The sequence below is a fragment of the Pseudarthrobacter xylosi genome (assembly GCF_055412765.1).
In genome coordinates this window covers 650,481-671,918 of the sequence record NZ_JBVAYT010000002.1, presented here as the reverse complement: position 1 = coordinate 671,918, position 21,438 = coordinate 650,481, and the positions used below count along the sequence as shown (strand labels likewise).

Below are 21,438 nucleotides of genomic sequence, written 5' to 3'. Positions count from 1 at the left end.
CGTAGATTCGCGTCAGGCGTGAGAACATGGTCTGTTGTGAAAGACGACACGCAGGAAACAGGCCGCCGCAGGCGCTATTTCCAGTACGCCGTTTTTGCGCTGGCCGCCCTTCTGGTGGTGAGCCTGGGAGTGGTGCTCATACCCCGCGAACCGTCCCCGCCTGCGGCGCCGCCGTTTTCCGAGCAGGCAAGGGCATCCGCGTTCGCGGATTCCCTGAGCCTTCGGGCCGCGGGCTTGGACCTGCAAGGCGCTGCCGACGCCACTGCGCCGGCTTCGCAAGCCTCCGCCCTGGCCCGGATTGTGACTTTGCTGACTGTCCAGGCCCGGGCGTTAATCCTGCCGGCTGGTAATTCTGCCCTGGACAGCGCGGCTGCTTCGCCGGCCACGGCGCTTGCCACCGTCACGCCGCCCTCGACCACCGCGGACTTGGCCGCTGCCCTCCAGGCAAGCGGGGCTCAGCGGCTCCAGGACGCGGAAACGGCCGACGGCGGCATGGCCCGCCTTCTCGCCGGCGCTGGCACTGCCCAGCTTCTGGCCGCGGAGGACCTGGCCTCGGCGACCGGGATCTCGTTGGCACCGCTTCCAGGGGCTGGCTCCTCCACCGCATCGCTGGCACCCACCCCGCCTGATACGGCTTCAGCCGCCGTCAGCTGTGCCAGCAAAGCGGCGGTCGCCGACGCAAGCACTGGCGCGGACCTCGGCTCGGCCTTTGCCTCAGCCGTTGCCGCCGAGCTGGAACTGGTCTATGCGTACCAGGCCGCACTGACCAGGCTTAACTCCGGGTCAGCTGCTCCGGCGTCGAACTTCCTGGCCCAGCATGGCATCCTCCGAAACGAAGCGGAGGCCATGGGCAGGTCCCACTGCGCCGCGGTACCCCAGAGGCAACCAGGTTATGCCCTGAGCGAGGTGTTCCTGGCGGACCCTGCAGCCGGGCTCCGAACCCTGGAAGCGGGGACACTTCCGGTGCTCGGCGATCTGGTGGCCCTCAGCGAGGGGCGCGAACGTGAATGGGCACTCTCGGCCCTTCAGTCGGCGGCCCGGCGGACCGCCCATTGGGGTGCATCGCCGGGCCCGGTTCCCGGCATGGTCCTGGACGAAGCTCTCCTGCCTCCGCTGCCGGAGCCTGTACCAAGCCCGGGACCTTCCACAACCAGCGCCCGTCCCGGCAATTCGTAGCCAAGGCCCGGCATACTGGCCAGCCGCAGGCACTAATGCTTTGCTGTAGGCATGGACAGTGCCGGCGCTCCCGCCCTTCACGAGAATGAGCCCCACCAAAACGACATAGCGCAGCGCCTGAACTGGCTTCGCGCCGGCGTCCTGGGTGCCAATGACGGCATCGTCTCGGTCGCCGCAATCGTGGTGGGCGTCGCCGGTGTCACCACACAGGCCGGCCCGATTCTCGTCGCCGGCACGGCCGGGCTGGTGGGTGGTGCAATATCCATGGCCTTGGGCGAATATGTCTCCGTCAGCAGCCAGAAGGACAGCCAGGAGGCCTTAATCGAAAAGGAACGCCTGGAACTGCAGGAAGAACCGGAGGAAGAGCTGGAGGAACTCACTGCGATCTACCAGGGCAAGGGCCTAAGCCTGGACACAGCAAGGAAAGTGGCCAGGGAGCTGACAGCCCACGACGCCCTGGGCGCACACCTCTCCGCCGAACTGAACATCGACGAGGCAGACATCGTCAGTCCTTGGCACGCCGCTATTGCCTCCGCCGTCGCGTTCCTCATCGGCGCCATCCTTCCGATGCTCGCCATACTGCTGCCGCCGGAGAACATCCGGGTTCCCCTGACCTTCGCGGCCGTGCTGGTGGCCCTTGCTGCCACCGGGGCTCTGGGTGCCTGGATCGGTGGCGGCTCGAAGCTGCGGGCCGCCGTCAGGGTGGTGGTGGGCGGGGCCTTGGCCCTGGCTGCCACGTACTCCATCGGCAACCTGCTCGGCGCAAGCGGCGTCGTATGAGTGTCCAGATTGGCGTGCCGATCCCGCCGGCCCTCAGCATGCGTTACAGCCACAGCAGTGCGGGACGGGCCTGGCTTTCCTCCCTCCCGGGACTGGTCCAGGGGCGGCTGGAGCATTGGGGGCTGGCCGTTGACCTGGCAGTCGGCGCGCTCCCCTGGCATGGCCACGGCGGCGTTGTGGTTCCGGTCCGCCGGACGGACGGGACTCCGGCGGCGCTCAAGATCGCCTTTCCGCACGACGAAGCCCGGATGGAACGCCATGCGCTGACACTCTGGGGCGGATCGGGCGCCGTCCGCCTTTTGGAATCCGACGCCGGAACGTGCGCCATGCTGCTCGAACGGCTGAATGCGGACTGCTCGCTCCAGACCATCCCGCTGGATCAAGCGGCGGTGGCCTGGGGCAGCACCATGCGGCAGTTAGGCCTGGTGCCGGACGGACGTCCGCAGTGGCACGAATTCGACCACATCGCCGCGCGGGCCGAACAATGGAGCGATGACCTGCCCGCCGATTGGGAACAGCAGGGCCGCCCGTTCCCGCGCTGGCTCCTGGAGGCGGCCCTGGAAGTCTGCCAGACCCGCGGTGCCGTGGGCCGCCGCTCGGGCCGCGATGTCCTGGTCCACACGGACCTGCATTTCCTGAACATCCTGGCCCGGCCCCAGACCAACAGCGGAGCCCTGCCCGGGCAGGGCTTCGTCGCCATCGACCCGCAGCCCATGATCGGCGAACCGGAATTCGCGGTGGCACCGCTGCTGTGGAACCGTCTCGGCGACCTGCCCCGGAGCGATCCGGCCGGAGGCTTGCGCCGGCGCTGCCAGGAGTTCAGCGTCGCGGCCGGCCTCGATGCCGAAGCCGCGCGCCAGTGGGCCGTGGCACGCGAAGTGGAGAACGCCCTTTGCTACGCCGCTGTGCCGCGCCACCAAGGAGATCTGGCCCGCTCCCTCTGGGTGGCCAGCACCCTTGCCGGGCGGACCCTCGACGGTCTCCCCTCGGCGCACGCCCTGCCTGAGCCGGGTCAGGGCGACAGCTGAGCGACAATGACTCCCGGTCAGGACGGGCCCCTGGGCGGCGACGGCTGCCTTCCGGGCGGGAAGGCGCCTCCCCGGTGGAACGGTGCCTCCCCTGTGGAACGGTGCCTCCAGGTGATCAGCCGGCAGCCCGCACAGCCGCCAACGCCGAACTGACCGCCTCGACGGCAGTGCCGACGTCGTCCGCGTCCGTGCTCCAGTTGCTGACCGAGACCCGCAGGACATCCCTGCCCTGCCAGCGTGAACCGGACATCCAGACCTTGCCGTCCTCGATCACCCGGGCTGTCACGGCGCGCGTGGTGGCGTCGTCCCCGAAGGCGAGCGACACCTGGGTGTAGTCCACCGTGTTGAGCACCTCGACCCCGTCCACGTCGGCGAGGCGGCTGCCGATCTTCGACGCAGCGTCGGCGAGCCCGCGGACCTGGGCCGCCACGCCGTCCCGCCCCAGGTAGCGGAGGGCGGCCCACACAGGCACGCCGCGGGCCCGGCGCGAGAGCTCCGGGACTTTTTCAAGCGGGTCGGCCGCACCGTCAGCGGCCCGGATGAGATAGCTGGCATGCACGCCCATGGCAGAGCGCAGGGCGGCTGGGTCCCTGACCACTACAATCCCGCAGTCGTAGGGAACATTTAGGGTCTTGTGCGCGTCGCTTGCCCAGGAGTCCGCCAGGGCCATCCCGGCGGTAAGCGCGGCAAGCTCGGGCACTGCCGCAGCCCAGAGCCCAAAAGCCCCGTCCACGTGGATCCAGGCGCCGTGAGCCTTCGCGATGCCGACGGCCTCGACGAAAGGATCGAAGGCGCCCGAATGCAGGTTTCCGGCCTGCAAACATACGAGGGCCGGACCGGAGCCCGCGGACAGCTGCCGGTCGAGCTCGCCGGTTCGGATCCTGCCCTGCCGGTCCGACGGCACGGCCTCCGGTCGGCCCAGCCCCAAGTATCGCAGAGCCAGATCCACTGAGTCGTGGCGTTCCTGTCCGACGAGGCAGCGAATGCGCGGTGCGCCGAATAGCCCGTCGCGCTCCAAGTCCCAGCCGGCGTCGGCGAGCAGGCTCCAGCGGGCAGCGGCCAATCCGGCGAAGTTAGCCATCGTCGCTCCGGTGACAAAGCCCACGTCGGATTCGTCCGGGAGGCCCAGGAGGTCCACGAGCCAGCGCCCGGCCGCGTCCTCGATGGCCGCCATGGCAGGTGCGGAGACGCGGAGCACCGCGTTCTGGTCCCAGGCGCTGACCAGCCAGTCCGCGGCCAGGGCGGCAGGGAGCGTCCCGCCGATGACCCACCCAAAAAAGCGCCCGGAGGGCATCGCCATCAGGCCCGGCTCGGCTTTGTCCGCCAGGTACTCAACCACAGCTGCGGCCGGCATGCCCTGCTCGGGAAGGGGACCGCCGAAGTCAGCCGCGAGATCGTGGGCGCTTTGGGCGGGCCCGACGTGCCTGCCCGGCAGGCTCGCCAGCCACTCGGCGGCGCGCCGTGCCGCGGCTGACAGTGCTTCCGAATAGGGTTCCCCGCCTGCGGACATACCTGCATGGTACGCCCGGCCGGCCGGGCCTGCGAGGGATAGTGCTGCGAGGGTTTCCGCTGCCCTGTCAGGCGAAGTTGTCCTGCCAGACGTCGGCGCCGAGTTTGATGATCAGGACTCCCACCACCAGCAGGAATACAACGCGGATGAAGCGGCTGCCCTGCTTCACGGCGGTCCGCGCGCCCAGGTAGCCGCCAGCCATGTTGGCCAGGCCCAGCAGCAGGCCAACACCCCACAGGATTGACCCGTGGGGCAGGAAAAACAGCAGGGCACCGGCGTTGGTGGCCATGTTCACAATCTTGGCTTTGGCGCTTGCCTCCAGGAAGGCGTAGCCCATTGCCGAAACGAGCGCGATGATGAGGAAGGACCCGGTGCCCGGACCGATCAGGCCGTCATAGAAGCCGATAACGGCCCCGATCAGGCACGCCACCACGTAGTGCGTGCGGCCATCGTGCCGTAGCACGGTGATCTCACCGACATTGGGCTTCAGTGCCGTAAAAAGCGCGACGGCGACCAGCGCGGCCACGATGATGGGCTTGAACACGCTGGCGGGGAGGTTGGCCGCCAGCACGGCGCCGCCAAAGCTCCCGGCCAAGGCGATCACCGCCATGGGCACAGCTGTCCGAAGGTCCGGCTTCACCCGCCCGTAGTACGTCACAGCACTCGTGCTGGTGCCGAAAATAGACCCCATCTTGTTCGTGGCCAGGGCCTGGACCGGCGTGATCCCCGGTACCAGCAGCATGGCCGGAAGCTGGAGCAGGCCGCCGCCGCCCACCACGGCGTCCACCCAGCCGGCAGCAAATCCAGCCACCACAATCAGGATGATGGTGGTGAGCTGGATCGACTCAAACCCGGAAATCATCACCTAGAACGGCGCAGCATCAGCTGCGGACGGCGGTGACCACATAGTCAACAGCCTTGTCCACGGCCACGTTCTCCGCCTCGCCAGTGCGGCGGTCCTTGATTTCCACAACGCCATCCACCAGGCCGCGGCCGACGGCCAGGATGGTGGGAACACCGACGAGTTCCGCGTCGCCGAACTTTACGCCCGGGGAGACCTTGGGCCGGTCGTCGTAGATGACGTCCAGGCCTGCGGCCTCAAGTTCCAGGGCCAACTGCTCGGCGGCGGCAAAGATCTCCTCGCCGCGACCGACAGCCACCACATGGACATCCGCCGGGGCGACGGCGCGGGGCCAGATCAGGCCTTTCTCGTCGTGGTTGGATTCGGCCAAGGCCGCGACGGCGCGGGTGACACCGACGCCGTAGGAACCCATGGTCACCACGACCTGCTTGCCGTTTTGGTCCAGGACCTTCAGGTCCAGGGCCGCGGCGTACTTGCGGCCCAGCTGGAAGATGTGGCCCATTTCGATGCCGCGGGCGGTCTCCAGCGGACCCGAGCCGTCCGGAGCCTCGTCGCCGGCGCGTACGTCGGTGCACTCGATGACGCCGTCCCACCCGAAGTCGCGTCCGGCGACGAGGCCGAAGACGTGCTTGCCGGCCTCGTTGGCACCGGTGACCCAGGCGGAGCCGCTGACAACGCGGGGATCCACGAGGTAGAGCAACTTGGCGGTGCCCTCAGTGCCAAGCAGTGGTGCGTCCAGGGACATACCGGGGCCGAGATAGCCCTTCACGATCAGGGGCTGCTTCTTGAGGTCGTCGTCATTGGCGGCTTCGAGCGTGATTTCGCCGGCAACCGGCAGGAAGGACCCGATGTTCGCTTCGACGCGCTTGAGGTCAACGCCGCGGTCGCCGGGGAGCCCGATGACGACGAGCTGGCGCTCGCCGGTGGGCAGCGTCACGGCAAGAACGACGTTCTTGAGCGTGTCACCGGCAGTCCAGGCGCCGCCGTCGGCCGCTGTCCGCGGAGCGAGCTGGTTGGCAGCTTCCACGAGCGTATCGATGGTGGGGGTGTCCGGCGTGTCACGGACCTCCGCGGCAGGGGCGCCGGTGAAGTCGATGTCCGCGGGAACCACCGTGGTGACGGCTTCAACGTTGGCTGCGTACCCTCCGGCGGAGCGCACAAACGTGTCCTCACCGATCTCGGTGGGGTGCAGGAATTCCTCGCTCTTGGACCCGCCCATAGCACCGGCGGTGGCCGCAACGGGAACAACTTCCAGGCCCAGGCGCTCGAAAATCTTGAGGTAGGCGACGCGGTGGGCGGCGTAACTGGCGTCCAGGCCGGCGTCGTCCACGTCGAAGGAGTAGGAGTCCTTCATGATGAATTCGCGGCCGCGGATCAAACCTGCCCGGGGGCGTGCTTCGTCGCGGTATTTGTTCTGGATCTGGTAAATGCTCAGCGGCAGGTCCTTGTAGGACGAGTACAGGTCCTTGACCAGCAGGGCGAACATTTCCTCATGTGTGGGTGCCAGCAGGTAGTCGTTGCCCTTGCGGTCCTTGAGCCGGAAGATGCCCTCGCCGTATTCCGTCCAGCGGTTGGTGGCCTCGTAGGGCTCTTTGGGCAGCAGCGCCGGGAAGTGGACTTCCTGGGCGCCGATGGCCGCCATCTCCTCGCGGATGACCTGCTCCACCTTGCGCAGCACACTGAGCCCCAGCGGCAGCCAGGTGTAGATACCCGGAGCGGCCCGGCGGATGTACCCCGCCCGGATCAGGAGCCGGTGGCTGGCCACCTCGGCATCGGCGGGATCTTCACGCAAGGTGCGCAGGAAAAGCTGGGACATTCTTGTGACCAAGGGTGGGTATCCGTTTCTGGGACTAGCTGCTGGAAATGCAGGACAGGGCAATTCTTCTGGGTACTAATCTACCGGCAATCCACGCCCCGCCCGGCGGCGGAACCTGAGCCGGGCCAGAGGCAGGGGCCAGCGACAGGCGCGGAGCCGGATGCGGGGTTCTGCTGAGGCCTTGACGGGGCGGAACGCAATAGAGCCACGCCCGGCGTGCAAAGCCCCTGGCCGTAAACGGCTGGTCATTACATGCGGACGTGGCTCCATGGCCATTGACGCCTAGGTACTGGTGAGGACTGGTGAGACCGCCCACCCACTCCAGCGCAGCTAGATTGAACCTATGTGATAGGCGACACATCCACAAGGGTTTTTTCCGCTCGAAGTTGTTGACGGTCACCTCCGGCAGGTCTAGGTTGAATTCATCATCTGGTGAATTCAACGAGGACTTCCAGCATTTCGGAGGGCACATATGTCCCATTCAGCAGCAACTGCCCCGGCCGGCGCTGACGTTGCCGTCGCCGCCAGCTCCCTGCACGTCACCAGGGGAAAGGTTCCCGTTCTTCGCGGCCTGGACTTTTCCATCCACGCAGGCCAGATCACCGGGCTGTTGGGTCCGTCCGGCAGCGGCAAGACCACCCTCATGCGGGCCATCATGGGCGTCCAGCTGCTCACCTCCGGCTCCGTCCAAGTACTGGGGCTGCCCGCCGGACACCCTGACCTGCGGCACCGGGTGGGCTACGTGACCCAGTCCCCCAGCGTGTATCCGGACCTCACTGTCGAAGCCAACGTCCGCTACTTCGGCGCCATGCACCGCAAGGGCCGCGCCGGAGCCGCGGAAGCGATCGCCGCCGTCGGGCTTGAACCGCAGGCCAGGCAGAAAACCGGCGACCTCTCCGGCGGACAGCTGAGCCGGGTGTCGCTAGCCTGCGCCCTGGTGGCGCGTCCCAGCCTGCTGGTCCTGGACGAGCCCACTGTGGGCCTTGATCCGGTGCTCCGGGCTGACCTGTGGGACCGGTTCCGGTCCATGGCCGAATCCGGGACCACCCTGCTGGTTTCCAGCCATGTGATGGAGGAAGCCAGCCATTGCGGCTCACTCCTCCTGCTGCGGGAAGGGAAGCTCCTGGCGCAGCTGACGCCGGCCGAATTGAGTCAACGCGGGCACAGCGCCGATCTGGAGAAGGCCTTCCTGCACATCATCCAGGACACTGCCGCAACGGAGTCCACTGAAAGGACGGTACGGTCATGAACCTGATGATGCTGGTGGCCACCACCCGGCGCGTCCTGGACCAGCTCCGGCACGACCACCGAAGCATCGCGCTGATCCTGGTGGTCCCCGCGCTGCTGCTCACCGCCGTGTACTTTCTCTATGAGAATGAAACGCTGCCGCCAGGCGTACCCAGGACTTTTGACCGCGTTGGCCTGATGATGCTGGCGATCTTCCCGTTTGTGGTGATGTTCCTGGTTACGTCCATCACGATGCTGCGCGAACGCACCTCCGGGACCCTGGAACGGCTGCTGACCACTCCCATCCACAAGGCGGACCTGCTGTTCGGCTACGGGCTCGCATTTTCCATCATGGCCGCGCTGCAGTCGCTGGTGGCTACCGCCGTGGCCTACTGGATTTTCGGGCTCGACATCCAAGGCAGCCCGGGTCTGGTGGTCATGATTGCCGTGATCAATGCGGTTCTTGGAGTCGCCCTGGGGCTGCTCTGTTCGGCCTTCGCCCGGACGGAATTCCAGGCCGTGCAGTTTATGCCGGTGGTGGTGGTCCCGCAGATCCTGCTCTGTGGCCTCTTTGTGGCCCGCGAGAGGATGAACGAGGCCCTGGAGGCTGTGTCGAATGTCCTGCCCCTGACCTTTTCGGTGGATGCGCTCCAGGAGATCGCCACCAACACCGAGGCCACAGGCCAGCTGTGGATGGACGCCGGCGTCATGGTGGCCATTGTCCTGGCGGTCCTGGTCCTCGCGTCGTTGACCCTGCGGCGGCGGACTGCGTGAACGGACAGTATGATCCGGCGGGCGCTGGTGATCCGGCAGGCGCGCAGGGTCCTGCGGGCGCCGCGGATCCCGCGGGCGGCGCGGCCGGTCCGGGCCGGCGGGGCAGACGCGGCGGGGCAAGTGAGTCGAGGGACCAGATCCTGGACACAGCCCGGAGACTGTTCGCCGAACACGGTTTCGAGGGGACCAGCCTGCGCCAGATCGCCCGGGAAACCGGAGTGGACCCCGCCATGGTGCACCACTTCTTCAAAGGCAAGGACGAGCTCTTTGCGCTGAGCGTGGCACTGCCGGCCGACCCGGAGAAGGTCCTGGCGGGCGTCAACGGCTACTCGCCGGAGGACCGGGCCGAGGCGATTGTGCGGGCGGTCCTGCACTTGTGGGAGAGCCCGGCCCAGCACAGCCTGGTGGCCTTCCTCAGGGGAACCATCGGTTCGAAGGCGAAGACCCTGCTGCTGCGGGAACTGGTCCAGCGCACCATCCTCAGCCGGATCATGGCAGGAGTCCCCGGACCACCCGCAGAAGTGGCCATGCGCGGAAATCTTGTGGCCACGCAAATGGTGGGCGTGACGCTGGTCCGGTACGTGATTCGGCTGGAACCGCTCGCGTCCGCCTCCGCCGACGACGTCGTGCGGCTTGTGGCGCCTAACGTCCAGCACTACCTGACGGGTGACCTGAAAGCTGAAGGGGTGACCTGAATGCTGAGGGGGTGACCTAAGGCGACGTCCTGGAGGCTAGAACAGCACTGTGGCGAAGGTGCCGACCTGGCGGAAGCCCACGCGCTCGTACGTGGACCGTGCCCGCAGGTTGAAGCCGTTGACGTAGAGGCTGGTGACGGGGGCAAGCGTGCGTGCCTTCTCCACTACAGCAGCCATGTAGCCTGCGCTCAGACCCTGTCCGCGGTAGCCGGGGTTCATCCATACACCCTGGATCTGCGTGACGTCCGCTGTCACAGCTCCCAGCTCGGCCTTGAACACAACATCGCCGGATTCGTTGACGTGCGCCAATGAATGGCCTTGCCGGATAAGGCCTTCCACCCGGCGGCTGTAGAACTCTTTGCCTCCGAGGAACGGCGAATAGCCCACTTCCTCTTCGAACATGGCCGCGCAGGCGGGAAGGATCCGGTCAAAATCGGCCAGCCGGCCAAGCCCCAGGTCCGCGTTCGGCTCCACCAACGGCGGCCCGCACAGGGTCATCAGCGGCTGTTCATCCCGTACCTCATGGGCCGCATGCCCCAGTTCGGCCAGCTCAGCATGAAGCGCAAGGACGGCATCTGCGGGGCCAAAGGCGGAGGCGAAGCGGCGGCCGGACGTGCTTGCTGCCGCAGCGACAACCCCGGCGAATTCGGGGTCAAGCTGGACGGGGACCAGGTTGGCGCCTGCCCAGCACGCGCCCGCCAGAACGCCGTCGTCGAAAACTCCCAAGACGCCGGCACCACCACTGGTGGGCGCTGCGGAACCAGCCGCCCGGAGGTGCGCCAGGATAAAGACATTGGCTACGGGGTCCTGCGACGCGAGGCGCCGCAGGGCAGCGGTATCCGCGCCCGCGAGGGTCCTGACGGATATCCCCGCCGGCGCGGCGTCCTCTTTATGAGACGCTAACCACGGGGCTACCCTTGACAGCATCTTCGCCATCGGCCTCCCCCATCTCTTCAGCTATGCGCATGGCCTCTTCGATCAGTGTCTCAACAATCTCGCTCTCAGGCACAGTCTTGATGACTTGGCCCTTCACAAAGATCTGGCCCTTGCCATTGCCGGACGCCACACCAAGATCGGCTTCGCGGGCTTCTCCCGGCCCGTTCACAACACAGCCCATCACTGCCACGCGGAGGGGAATTTCCATGCCTTCCAGCCCTGCGGTGACCTGCTCGGCCAAGGTGTAAACGTCCACCTGGGCACGGCCGCATGACGGGCAGGAGACGATTTCCAGTTTGCGCGGGCGCAGGTTCAGTGACTGGAGGATCTGGTTGCCCACCTTGATTTCCTCGACGGGCGGCGCCGAGAGGGAAACCCGGATGGTGTCGCCGATGCCCTTGGCCAGCAGCGCCCCGAAGGCCGTGGCGGACTTGATGGTGCCCTGGAAGGCAGGCCCGGCTTCGGTCACGCCCAGGTGCAGGGGCCAGTCACCCTGCTCGGCCAGCATTTCGTAGGCAGCAACCATGATGACCGGGTCGTTGTGCTTGACCGAGATCTTGAAGTCGTTGAAACCGTGCTCTTCGAACAGCGAGGCTTCCCAGACTGCCGATTCCACGAGGGCCTCGGGGGTGGCTTTGCCATACTTCTTCAGGATTCCGGGCTCCAGCGATCCGGCGTTGATGCCGATCCGGATGGAGGTTCCGTGGTCCTTCGCGGCGCGGGCGATTTCCTTAACCTGGTCATCGAACTTGCGGATATTGCCCGGATTCACGCGCACTGCCGCGCAGCCGGCCTCAATCGCCGCGAAGACGTATTTGGGCTGGAAGTGGATGTCCGCTATGACGGGGATCTGGGACTTGCGCGCGATGATGGGCAGGGCCTCCGCATCATCGGCCGACGGGCAGGCAACGCGCACTATGTCGCAGCCTGAGGCGGTGAGTTCCGCGATCTGCTGCAGGGTGGCGTTAATGTCCGTGGTGGGCGTGGTGGTCATGGACTGCACGCTGATGGGCGAGTCCGAGCCGACCCCGACGGAACCCACTTTGATCTGCCGCGTCTTGCGGCGGGGGGCGAGGACGGGCGGCGGTGCTGACGGCATTCCCAGGCTGACCGAGGTCACGTGGACTCCTTGGATAGGTGTTTCAGTAGTGAAAAAGGTCCGGGAATCAGGATGCGTGTGCGGCCAGGAGGCCGATCACGGGAGTCCACTCAGTGGTCCGGATCCCGGCAATGGCGCCAGCGATGGCGAACGGGTCCTGCTTGAGGAGTTCGTTCAGCTCGGTTTCGTCCTGGACCTTGAAGATCAGCAGGGCACCAGCCCCGTCACCGTATGGTCCGCTGGTCAGCAATTGGCCCTCGTCGGCGAGACCAGCCATCCAGGCGCGGTGCGCGGGGCGGTGCTCATCACGGACGGCGGAGGAATCGGCGGCGTACACATACTCAACGGCAAAAACAGTCATAAGGACACCCTATCCCCAGGCGTGGGCTGGCGCCGATCCGGGCAGGCAGCAAGACTCACTGCAGGAACACGACCTTGATGACTGCCGCCGTTCCCGCGGCCCACAGCATGGATGTGAGCGTTCCGATGATGAACCGCTCCGCAGCCACGGGGGTCTCCTTCAATTCTGCGAACCTGCCCAGGCCTTTGATGGCCACGATGTAGGCAATGGCCACTGGCTGTCCGGTCAGGATAGCCAAGCAGACGCCCAGGCGTTCCAGGACTCCGATGATTGCCCCGCCGCGCAGGATCCGCTGGGCCGGCAGTGCGGGTGCCGGCTGAGGAGCGCCCGACGCCGGCTGACCGCCACTCGCTGTCAGCTCGCCGTCAACGGTTTGGCCGCCTTTGTTGTGATCCGTACCGGCCCGTGGGGCTTCCAGAACGGTGTCCACCGTGACATCGGCTGAGGGATCCTGGGCTGACGCGTCCTGGTCCGACTTGGTCGCCGCATCCGCTTTGTCGTCGATGGTCCTGGCGAGCCGGAACACCAGTGCGGTCACGGGCCATCCTGCGAATCCGGCCACCAGCAGGGCAACTGCGATCCATAGTGCGTTCACCGGTCTCCTTCAATCTGGGAATGCGCGTACTCGAGGAGCATTGCAGCGGCGGGCCTGGCGGCCCATTCTTCCTGCCAGCCGGACCTGAGCACAGCACGGCTCACCGACTGCTCCGTGATTCCCAGTTCCTGGGCTACGTGTTTCTGGCTGCCGTGCTTTCCATCGCCGCCCTGGAGCGCGCGCAAGCGGTCCACCACCCGCCACTGGGCTGGTGTGCGTTGCTGCACCAACCGTCCGATCAGGCGCAGCACCGCCTGGGCATTTGCGCTGGTCATGGCTCCTTCCTTGGCGTGGGTAGGCATCTCCCGTCCACGGCCAATACTGCCGGACACCACCGACAACGGCACCTGGCCAGCCGCGCCCTTGGCGAGTTCCACGGCCTTTCGCGCTGCCACAAAGCCACTCCCTGAACCTTCCCGGGGGCTGCCGCCCGGGGCAAGGTGCACGGCACCGATCCCGACCCCGACGTACCAATGCCCGCTCCGGAGTGCGTACAAGGCGACGTCCACCACGTCCTCAGCATGTTCCACCACGCCCTGGAGTTCATCACCCACCGAGCGCTCAAAGGGCGCCGGCGTGAGGCTGCGCAGCGCGGCGATCAGATCGGGAACGCGGTCGACGTCGGCAGTGCTGCCTCGTTGATCGATGGTCAAAACGTACATGCCTTAACCGTACGCGGATGATCACGTATAATCAATCAAAAATAGCTGATTATTAAATATCAGCCAATAAGGGCTGATCGATGAGAATCACCCGGTCCTGTCCGGCACTGCCGTGGCCTGCCGGGATCCGCTCCAGGCGATCCATCCAGCGGCGACTGCCATCAGCAGGGCGCCGGCGGTCTGGGTGGGCAGGCTGCTTCCGGTTGTTGCCAGCCCAAGGACCACGCCCAGGACGTAGAACACCACAGCGCCGGCCGCCCAGAGTATCCCGGCCCAGCACGGCAGCACGTGGGAACGCCATACCGTGATGCCCAGGAGCACGCTGCCAACGAATGCGAGCAGGAGGCCCAACAGGAACGCCCCGGTCATGGACCCCGGGAATTCCAGCTGCATCACGTCCTGGTTTCCGCCGAGGTATGCCTTTCCGATGGCGGGGGTGGCAAACGTGGAAATCACGGCAGGCACCAGCAGCAAAGCCGTACCCGCAACGGCGATGACCATCGAGGCCAGCGCCAGGCGCCCCGACCGGCTGTTGGCGATGGAGCAGCCCAGTGCGAAGAGACCGAACAGGGCCAGGATGGTGCCTGCGGTACTGCCGAAAAGATGGCTGAACTGGTACGAATCGGAGCTGACAAAACGGGCCCACGCCGCCGGGTCCTTCACCTGATCCGGCTGCGGCTCGAGCGTGGACAAGGCGGTGATGAGCCACGCGACAGGCAGCGCCCACAACCCTGCCCGGATCCAGCGGCTGATGCTCTGCGATTGGACTGCGAACGTGCCCATGGTTCATGGTAGATCCGGGACGTCCGTCCAGCCATGCATCCGCAGGAGTCAGCCGAACAGGTTCACCGGTTTGACGATGTCGGCGTAGATCAGCAGCGCGCTCATGCCCATCAGCAACGCGGCCACCACGTAGGTCACGGGGAGCAGTTTGGCGATGTCGAAAGCACCCGGGTCCGGTTTGCCGAACAGCTTGGCCACCCGCCGCCGCGCCCCCTCATACAGCGCTCCGGCTACATGGCCGCCGTCGAGCGGAAGCAGTGGGATCAGGTTAAATACCGCGAGCGCGAAGTTCAGGCCGGCGAGCAGCCCTACCAGGGCGCCAATCCTGGACTGGAGCGGCACTTCCTCCATGGCCGCCACTTCGCCAGCCACGCGCCCGACGCCCACCACGCTGATGGGGCCGTTGGGGTCGCGCTCTTCTTCGCTGAACGCAGCCTTGGCAACGCCCACCACCCTCGCGGGCAGGTTGAAGACGACGCCAGCCACTTGTTTGATGTTTTCGCCCGCCATGGGCAGGACGGACGACGCCGGTTGGGGAACCAGTTCGGTCTGCGCACCGATGCCCAGGAAGCCGACGTCCTGGTAGAGGAGGGTGCCGGCGTCGTCCTTTGCCTGGCGTCCGTCCACGCCTACGACGGGGCGGGCGGACAGCACCGGTGTCACCGTGGTGGTGACGGGCGCGCCGTCGCGCTGCACGGTGATGCTGACTTCCCGGCCGGCGGAGGCACGGATCCATTCGGTCATCTGGTCCCAGCCGGTGACAGCTTTCCCGTCAAAGGAGGTGACCACGTCGTTGGGCAGGAGACCGGCAGCGGCCGCGGGCGTCAGCTGGCAGTCCGGGGAATCGGGATCAACCGTTTGGCCGGCCGCCACCTGGCATTTGGAGACGTCCGCGATGGTGGTGGTGGCTGTGGCCATGCCGAAACCCATCAGCAAGACGGCCGTCAGGACCACGCCAATCAGCAGGTTCATGGCCGGACCCCCCAGCATCACGATGATTTTCTTCCACACCGGCAGCCGGTAGAACACGCGGTTCGCGTCCTCCGGGCCCACTTCCTCGTGTGCCATGGACCGGGCTTCCGTGGCCAGGGTCTGGAACATCCCGGTGCTGGAGGGACGGACGGTTCCGTCGTCCTTGTTGGGTGGATACATGCCGATCATGGACACGTAGCCACCCAGCGGGATCGCCTTCACACCGTATTCAGTTTCGCCCTTCCGCTTCGACCACAGGGTGGGGCCGAAGCCGATCATGTACTTGGTGACGCGCACCTTGAACAGCTTGGCGGGCAACAGGTGCCCCACTTCGTGCAGCGCAATGGACACGGCAATGCCGAGCGCCACAAAGACGACGCCGAGGATAAAAAGGAGGACGGGGCTCATGCGTGGATCTGCTGCTTCCTAGAGACTGCTGACTGCTAAACGTTCGTGGGCGCGCGTACGTGCCCAGTTTTCAGCATCCAGTACCGACTCCAGCGTCAGCCCGGAGGATCCTGAATGTTCGCTGAGGACAGCATCGATGGTGTCCACGATTTCGGTGAAGCGGATGCGCCCCGCGTGGAACGCCATGACCGCTTCCTCGTTGGCCGCATTAAAGACGGCTGGAAAGGTGCTCCCCTGCTTGGCGGCGTCCTTGGCCAGGTCCACCGCTGGGAAGGCTACAGTGTCCAGCGGTTCGAACGTCCAGCTGGTGGCCTTGGTCCAGTCGCACGGGGAGGCCGCCTTGGGGACTCTGTTGGGCCAGCCCATCCCCAAGGCAATGGGGAGGCGCATGTCCGGCGGGGATGCCTGGGCGATGATGGACCCGTCAATGAACTGGACCATGGAATGGACCACCGACTGCGGGTGGACCACAACGTCGATCCGGTCCAGCGGCACGTCGAACAGCAGATGGGCTTCGATGAGCTCCAGGCCCTTGTTGACCAGCGTGGCCGAGTTGGTGGTGACCATCAGTCCCATGTCCCAGGTGGGGTGGTCCAGGGCCTCTTTTGGCGTTACGTTGTGGAGCTGCTCCCGCGTCCGGCCGCGGAACGGCCCTCCGGACGCGGTCAGGATGAGCTTGTCGACCTCGGCCGCGGTGCCGGAGCGCAGGCACTGCGCTATGGCTGAGTGCTCGGAGTCCACCGGCACGATCTGCCCCTCACGGGCGGCCGCCTTCACGAGCGCTCCGCCCACGATGAGCGATTCCTTGTTGGCCAGAGCCAGTGTTGCACCTGACTTCAGGGCGGCGAGGGTCGGGGCGAGCCCGATGGACCCGGTAATGCCGTTGAGCACCACGTCCGCCTCCACTGCGGCGATGCGGGACGAGGCGTCCGGGCCGGCGATGATTTCGGGGCGGTAGTCCTGCCGTCCGGCGAGCCGGGCGGCCTCGGAGATCAGGTCCCGCAGCTGCCGTGGATCCCCCGTTGCGATGCCCACGGCGGCGGCACCGGTGTGGACAGCCTGCCGGGCAAGGAGCTCCAGGTTTCCTCCGCCGGCACTGAGCGCCACCACCTCAAAAAGGTGGGGAGCGCCGTCGACGACGTCAATCGCCTGGGTGCCGATGGAACCAGTGGATCCGAGGAGGACGATTCTGCGCTGCATTGGTTAAGTATCCCGCACCTGGCCCGCGGTCCGCGGCCCGCGGTCCGGTCAGGCTTCAGGTCAGGCCGCTGCCAGCTCGATGAAACCCTTGGCCAGCGTGGACACGGCTCCAATGTAGGCGATGGCCACAACGATCCGGCGGACAGCGGCCGGTTTGACCTTGCCGGAGAGCAGATCGCCCGCGATGATTCCGGTCACCATGGCGGCCAGGATGCTGAGCCATTGCCACCCGTCCAGGCCGGGAACATGTCCACCGGAGAGTATGTATTTGCTCACCAGCGATGAGAGTCCGGTGGTGACGAAATAGGGCTGGAGTGTGGCGCTGAAGCTCTTCTGCTCCCAGCGGGTGGCGATGGCGTAGGCAGTGATGGCCGGTCCGCCGACGCCTGCAGCCGCGTTCATCAGTCCGCTGGTGAAGCCGAGGGAGACCATGGGGACGGGGCCACTGGCACGCCATGAGCTGCGGGTCAGCCGCTGCGAAGCCAGCAGGGCGACGATGAGGAGGATGCCGATGCAGATCTCCAGCGGGGCTTCGGCCACGTTGCTGGCGAGCCAGGCGCCCGGCAGTACCCCTGCGAGGGCGGCGAGCGCCAGGCCAAAGTAGCGCTTCCAGTCCACATGCCGCCAGACCCTGGAAAGGATCAGCAGGGACGAGGCTGCGCCGCATAGGTTGATGATCATGACGCCGTCGAATGGGCCGAGCAGCACCACCAGGACGGGAGAGACGAGGAGGCCGAATCCGAGGCCGGCCAGCCGCTGGGCCAGTGCCCCTGCAACCACGACAATGAGCACGAGTGCAAACACCATCCGATCCTAGTGGGCGGACTGCGTCGCCGGGCGTAACGTGGATTGCGTGGACTGGGTTTCCTGGTTCGATGCGCCGGAGTACGGATTCGCCCGGCAGGTGCTGCAGCGAGGTGTGGCGGCACTGTTCTTTGTTGCGTTCCTGTCCTCCCTGAACCAGTTCCCTGCGCTGCTGGGCGAACGCGGCCTGTTACCGGTTCCGGACTATCTGGAAGCGTCCAGCGCGCGCCGACGGCCCACCCTGTTCCGTTGGCGCTATTCGGACCGGCTGCTACGTGGTGTCTGTGCCACCGGACTGGCAATTTCAGCCCTCCTTGTGGCCGACATCCCCCAGCTCGGCCCGCCGTGGGTTCCGCTGATCGCGTTTCTGGCCCTGTGGCTGCTGTACATGTCGATCGTCAACGTGGGGCAGACGTTTTATGGCTTCGGCTGGGAGATGCTGCTGCTGGAGGCAGGGTTCACGGTGGCGTTCCTTGGCTCGGACCAGACGGAGCCTCCCCGCACCATCCTGATCCTGCTGGCGTGGCTCGTGTTCCGGCTGGAGTTCGGCGCCGGGATGATCAAGATCCGCGGCGGCCGGGAGTGGCGTGACCTGACCGCCCTCTTCTACCACCATGAAACGCAGCCCATGCCGGGGCCGGTGAGCCGCCAGGCGCACCTCATGCCAAAACCCTTCCATCGGCTGGAGGTCCTGGGGAACCACGTCGCCCAGCTGGTAGTGCCGTTCTTCCTCTTTGCACCCCAGCCCCTGGCAAGCGCCGCGGCCGGCATCATCATCTTCACGCAACTGTGGCTGGTGGCCAGCGGTAACTTCGCATGGCTTAACTGGATGGCCATTGTGCTGGCCTTCGCCGCGGTCAGCGACTCCGCGGCCCACGCCGTAGTGCCGTTCCTGCCGCTGGCTGGGAATCCCCTGGAAGGCAGCCGCGGCAATCCCCCGTACTGGCTCGCCATCACCATGGTGGCCACGTTCCTGCTGTTGGTCCTCAGCTACTGGCCGGTGCGCAACCTCCTTTCAAGGGGGCAGCTGATGAATGCCAGCTTCAACCGCTGGCAACTGGTCAACACGTACGGCGCATTCGGCACGGTAACGAAGCACCGAGTCGAGATCGTGGTGGAAGGCACCCTGGACGAGGCACCTGGGGACTCGGCGGACTGGCGTGAATATGGGTTTAAGGGCAAACCCGGAGACGTGCGCCGGCTGCCGAGGCAGTGGGCGCCGTACCACCTGCGGCTGGATTGGCTGATGTGGTTCCTGCCGTTGCGCACGGTCCACGAGGTTTGGTTCTACACTTTCCTCACCAAACTGCTCGAAGCGGACCAGCAGACGCTGCGGCTACTCCATGCCGACCCGTTCGACGGCGATCCGCCGCGTTGGGTGCGTGTCAGCAGCTACCTGTACCGGTTCGCCACCCGGGCTGAGTTCCGGGAGAACGGCGAGCGCTGGGTCCGGATGCCACTCTCTGAGGTCATCCCGCCGCAGTCCCTCCGCGGTTCCCGCGGGCGGCAGCCGTAGTCCCTGAGGTGATTCCTGCCCGGTAGCCCTAGGAGGGGATGCCGGCCCGGCGGATGGTGGCTTCCGCGTGTTTGAGGATGGGGCCATCGATCATTTTGCCCCCGTGCTGGAACACGCCGGATCCGGCGGCAGCTGCGACCCGCAGCAGTTCCGTGGCGGCGGCGACGTCGGCCTCTGACGGGGCGTAGGCTCCCCTGACAACCGCCGCCTGCGTGGGGTGGATGCAGGCTTTGGAGCCGAATCCTGACGCTGCGGCATCGGCTGCCTCCAGCGCCAGCCCGTCAAGGTCCGGGATGTTGACGTACACAGCGTCCACGGCTTCTTTTCCGAAAGCCCGTGCGGCGAGCAGCACCGCTGACCGGGCGTGCAGGGCCACGGCGCGGTAGCCGCCGTCGTCCGTTCTGCTGGACGTGCCGCTGAGCGAGGCCAGGAGGTCCTCCGCGCCCCACATCAGGGCCACCACGTTGGGGGCTGCCGCGATGGCGGGCGCGTTGAGGACCCCGGCGGCCGTCTCGCACAGGGCGATGACGTGGTAATCCGCCAGGGCTTCGAGCTGGGCCGCGCTCTCCGCCTTTGCCAGCATCACCGTGCGGTACGGCGTGTGGGCCAGGCAGTGCAGGTCCTTCTCGAATTCGTCGGTTCCGGCCGGGTTGATCCTGATGATGGTGCGGCTGGGATCGAGTTCCGGCCCTTCCCCGGCGCCGCCCAACTGGGCCAGGATCGCGCCGCGCGCCCGCTGCTTGTCCGCGGGTGCCACGGCATCCTCGAGGTCAACGATGACGGCATCCGCGCGTTGGGCAGCCTTGGGGAAACGCTCGGGACGGTCTGCAGGGCAGAAGAGGAGGGCGGGACCCATCACAAATGTCATACGGACATTGTCCTCTTTTCGGGGCCCTGATTGCTCCCCTTTTCCGCTCCTGCTGGCGGCACCTGTTGTCCGGCAGACTGCGCCACATGGGCGTCCCGGGTCCACATCAGGCAGCTCCGGGTGGCCAGCGCCACCACTGTCCCGTCCTGGTTCCTGCCGGTGTGCTGCATGGTCACGATCCCCTGCCCGGGACGCGATCCCGAGAGCCTTTTCGCGGTGATCACGGTCTCGGTGTAGAGCGTGTCGCCGTGATACAGCGGGTGCGGGAAAGAGACGTCCGTCAGCCCCAGCTGGGCGATGATGGTGCCCTGGGTGAGCTGCGATACGGACTGTCCCACCAAGGTGGACAGCGTGAACATGGAGTTGACCAGCCGCTGGCCGTACGGCTGCCCTGCGCTCCAGGCGGCGTCCAGGTGCAGGGCTTGGGTGTTCATGGTGAGCGTAGTGAACAGGACGTTGTCCGCCTCGGTCACGGTGCGGCCGGGCCGGTGCGCATAGACAACGCCTGCTTCGAGCTCGTCAAAGTACAGGCCGCGCTGTTCTATGACCCTGGGGGCGTTGGCCGTTGGGCCGGGGGCATCGGGGATCGGAACCCCGCTCATACGGTGAGCTCCTGGTCTTCTTCGAACAGTTCGGCCCCGGTGGCCGCCGCCACGTCCTCCACGGAGACGTTGGGGGCCAGTTCGCGGAGCACCAGCCGGGACCGCCCGCCTTCGGTGACGACGTCGATCACGGCGAGGTCGGTGATGATCCGGTCCACGCAGGCCTTGCCGGTCAGCGGCAGCGAGCAGTTCTCCACGATTTTCGGGTTGCCATTGCGGTCCACGTGCTCCATCATCACGATCACGTTCTTGGCGCCGAAGACCAGGTCCATGGCCCCGCCCATGCCTTTGACCATCTTGCCCGGGATCATCCAGTTGGCCAGGTCGCCGTTCTGCGCCACTTCCATGGCGCCGAGCACCGCCACATCCACATGCCCACCGCGGATCATGCCGAACGACGAGGCCGAATCGAAGAATGCGGCACCCTTGTTAACCGTGACGGTTTCCTTGCCTGCGTTGATGAGGTCCGGATCCACTGCATCCTCGCTGGGGTACGGTCCAACGCCCAGTATTCCGTTCTCCGAGTGCAGCACCACCTCCACGCCTGCCGGGATGTAGTTGGGAATGAGCGTGGGCATGCCGATGCCGAGGTTCACGTACTGCCCGTTGCTGAGTTCCCGGGCCACCCGGGCGGCCAGTTCGTTGCGCGTCCACCCTTTGGCTTCCGGGTTGGCGCCTTCCGGATGCCCGACGGCGGCACGCCGGTATTCCGGCCGGACGGCTTCGGGGCGGGGAGGGGCTCCCTGCGTGCTGCTGGACTCCAT

22 protein-coding genes are annotated in these 21,438 nt (G+C 66.4%); 7 read left to right on the top strand and 15 right to left on the bottom strand.

What is annotated here, in order from left to right:
- The first annotated feature begins 18 nt into the window (after positions 1 to 18).
- The 3 genes from ACZY1F_RS07110 to ACZY1F_RS07100 are packed head-to-tail and all read left to right on the top strand — an operon-like array spanning position 19 to position 2,984.
- The gene (locus ACZY1F_RS07110) at positions 19 to 1,176 is read left to right on the top strand and encodes a DUF4439 domain-containing protein (RefSeq protein ID WP_463941051.1); all 1,158 of its coding nucleotides are present in this window, start codon (positions 19 to 21) and stop codon (positions 1,174 to 1,176) included.
- Between the two features lie 51 nt (positions 1,177 to 1,227).
- Complete coding sequence (locus tag ACZY1F_RS07105) at positions 1,228 to 1,956, top strand: VIT1/CCC1 transporter family protein (protein ID WP_463941050.1); 729 nt, start codon at positions 1,228 to 1,230, stop codon at positions 1,954 to 1,956.
- Positions 1,953 to 2,984: an aminoglycoside phosphotransferase family protein gene (locus ACZY1F_RS07100; RefSeq protein WP_463941049.1), complete on the top strand. Its 1,032-nt coding sequence runs from the start codon at positions 1,953 to 1,955 to the stop codon at positions 2,982 to 2,984. The genes ACZY1F_RS07105 and ACZY1F_RS07100 overlap by 4 nt, the downstream gene beginning before the upstream one ends.
- Before the next feature lie 115 nt (positions 2,985 to 3,099).
- On the opposite strand, the gene ACZY1F_RS07095 is transcribed toward ACZY1F_RS07100, so the two are convergent.
- The 3 genes from ACZY1F_RS07095 to ACZY1F_RS07085 form a co-directional block, all read right to left on the bottom strand.
- On the bottom strand, positions 3,100 to 4,494 hold the full coding sequence (locus ACZY1F_RS07095) for a pyridoxal phosphate-dependent decarboxylase family protein (RefSeq protein WP_463941048.1): 1,395 nt from the start codon (positions 4,492 to 4,494) through the stop codon (positions 3,100 to 3,102).
- Between the two features lie 67 nt (positions 4,495 to 4,561).
- Positions 4,562 to 5,356, bottom strand: coding sequence for a sulfite exporter TauE/SafE family protein (locus ACZY1F_RS07090; protein ID WP_463941047.1), 795 nt, complete (start codon positions 5,354 to 5,356; stop codon positions 4,562 to 4,564).
- A gap of 19 nt (positions 5,357 to 5,375) precedes the next feature.
- Positions 5,376 to 7,184, bottom strand: coding sequence for a proline--tRNA ligase (locus ACZY1F_RS07085; protein WP_463941046.1), 1,809 nt, complete (start codon positions 7,182 to 7,184; stop codon positions 5,376 to 5,378).
- Positions 7,185 to 7,644: 460 nt separating this feature from the next.
- Here ACZY1F_RS07085 and ACZY1F_RS07080 point away from each other — a divergent pair, with 460 nt between their 5' ends.
- The 3 genes from ACZY1F_RS07080 (at position 7,645) to ACZY1F_RS07070 (ending at position 9,868) form a co-directional block, all read left to right on the top strand.
- The gene (locus ACZY1F_RS07080; protein WP_463941045.1) at positions 7,645 to 8,421 is read left to right on the top strand and encodes an ABC transporter ATP-binding protein; all 777 of its coding nucleotides are present in this window, start codon (positions 7,645 to 7,647) and stop codon (positions 8,419 to 8,421) included.
- An 8-nt stretch (positions 8,422 to 8,429) separates the two neighbouring features.
- Complete coding sequence (locus ACZY1F_RS07075) at positions 8,430 to 9,173, top strand: ABC transporter permease (RefSeq protein WP_463941145.1); 744 nt, start codon at positions 8,430 to 8,432, stop codon at positions 9,171 to 9,173.
- Between the two features lie 137 nt (positions 9,174 to 9,310).
- Positions 9,311 to 9,868 (top strand): TetR/AcrR family transcriptional regulator, encoded by a 558-nt coding sequence (locus ACZY1F_RS07070; RefSeq protein WP_463941144.1) that lies wholly within the window; start codon positions 9,311 to 9,313, stop codon positions 9,866 to 9,868.
- A gap of 36 nt (positions 9,869 to 9,904) precedes the next feature.
- Here ACZY1F_RS07070 and ACZY1F_RS07065 read toward each other — a convergent pair whose 3' ends face one another.
- From ACZY1F_RS07065 to ACZY1F_RS07025, 9 genes are all read right to left on the bottom strand, one after another.
- Positions 9,905 to 10,795 (bottom strand): GNAT family N-acetyltransferase, encoded by an 891-nt coding sequence (locus ACZY1F_RS07065; protein ID WP_463941143.1) that lies wholly within the window; start codon positions 10,793 to 10,795, stop codon positions 9,905 to 9,907.
- The gene (ispG, locus tag ACZY1F_RS07060; protein ID WP_104063099.1) at positions 10,758 to 11,924 is read right to left on the bottom strand and encodes a flavodoxin-dependent (E)-4-hydroxy-3-methylbut-2-enyl-diphosphate synthase; all 1,167 of its coding nucleotides are present in this window, start codon (positions 11,922 to 11,924) and stop codon (positions 10,758 to 10,760) included. The genes ACZY1F_RS07065 and ispG overlap by 38 nt, the downstream gene beginning before the upstream one ends.
- Positions 11,925 to 11,970: 46 nt before the next feature.
- Positions 11,971 to 12,264: a YciI family protein gene (locus ACZY1F_RS07055; protein WP_463941044.1), complete on the bottom strand. Its 294-nt coding sequence runs from the start codon at positions 12,262 to 12,264 to the stop codon at positions 11,971 to 11,973.
- A 55-nt stretch (positions 12,265 to 12,319) separates the two neighbouring features.
- Positions 12,320 to 12,859: a hypothetical protein gene (locus ACZY1F_RS07050; protein WP_463941043.1), complete on the bottom strand. Its 540-nt coding sequence runs from the start codon at positions 12,857 to 12,859 to the stop codon at positions 12,320 to 12,322.
- Entirely contained in the window at positions 12,856 to 13,521 is a 666-nt protein-coding gene (locus ACZY1F_RS07045; protein ID WP_463941042.1) for a MarR family transcriptional regulator, read from the bottom strand. Before ACZY1F_RS07045 ends, ACZY1F_RS07050 begins: the two co-directional genes overlap by 4 nt.
- Before the next feature lie 87 nt (positions 13,522 to 13,608).
- Entirely contained in the window at positions 13,609 to 14,304 is a 696-nt protein-coding gene (locus tag ACZY1F_RS07040; RefSeq protein WP_463941041.1) for a hypothetical protein, read from the bottom strand.
- 48 nt (positions 14,305 to 14,352) lie between these two features.
- Positions 14,353 to 15,684: a M50 family metallopeptidase gene (locus ACZY1F_RS07035; RefSeq protein WP_463941040.1), complete on the bottom strand. Its 1,332-nt coding sequence runs from the start codon at positions 15,682 to 15,684 to the stop codon at positions 14,353 to 14,355.
- Between the two features lie 18 nt (positions 15,685 to 15,702).
- Complete coding sequence (gene dxr / locus ACZY1F_RS07030; protein WP_463941039.1) at positions 15,703 to 16,884, bottom strand: 1-deoxy-D-xylulose-5-phosphate reductoisomerase; 1,182 nt, start codon at positions 16,882 to 16,884, stop codon at positions 15,703 to 15,705.
- Positions 16,885 to 16,944: 60 nt separating this feature from the next.
- Positions 16,945 to 17,691, bottom strand: coding sequence for a TSUP family transporter (locus ACZY1F_RS07025; RefSeq protein WP_463941038.1), 747 nt, complete (start codon positions 17,689 to 17,691; stop codon positions 16,945 to 16,947).
- A gap of 46 nt (positions 17,692 to 17,737) precedes the next feature.
- Between ACZY1F_RS07025 and ACZY1F_RS07020 the strand changes: the two genes are divergently transcribed.
- Entirely contained in the window at positions 17,738 to 19,204 is a 1,467-nt protein-coding gene (locus ACZY1F_RS07020) for a lipase maturation factor family protein (protein ID WP_463941037.1), read from the top strand.
- A gap of 28 nt (positions 19,205 to 19,232) precedes the next feature.
- Here the strand turns inward: ACZY1F_RS07020 and ACZY1F_RS07015 are convergent, their stop codons facing one another.
- From ACZY1F_RS07015 to ACZY1F_RS07005, 3 genes are read right to left on the bottom strand one after another with little or no spacing between them, the layout of a single operon-like run.
- A complete protein-coding gene (locus ACZY1F_RS07015; RefSeq protein ID WP_463941036.1) occupies positions 19,233 to 20,072 on the bottom strand; it encodes an HpcH/HpaI aldolase/citrate lyase family protein in 840 nt (279 codons plus the stop codon).
- A complete protein-coding gene (locus ACZY1F_RS07010) occupies positions 20,069 to 20,674 on the bottom strand; it encodes a MaoC family dehydratase (protein ID WP_463941035.1) in 606 nt (201 codons plus the stop codon). The genes ACZY1F_RS07015 and ACZY1F_RS07010 overlap by 4 nt, the downstream gene beginning before the upstream one ends.
- Positions 20,671 to 21,438: a CoA transferase subunit B gene (locus ACZY1F_RS07005; RefSeq protein WP_463941034.1), complete on the bottom strand. Its 768-nt coding sequence runs from the start codon at positions 21,436 to 21,438 to the stop codon at positions 20,671 to 20,673. Before ACZY1F_RS07005 ends, ACZY1F_RS07010 begins: the two co-directional genes overlap by 4 nt.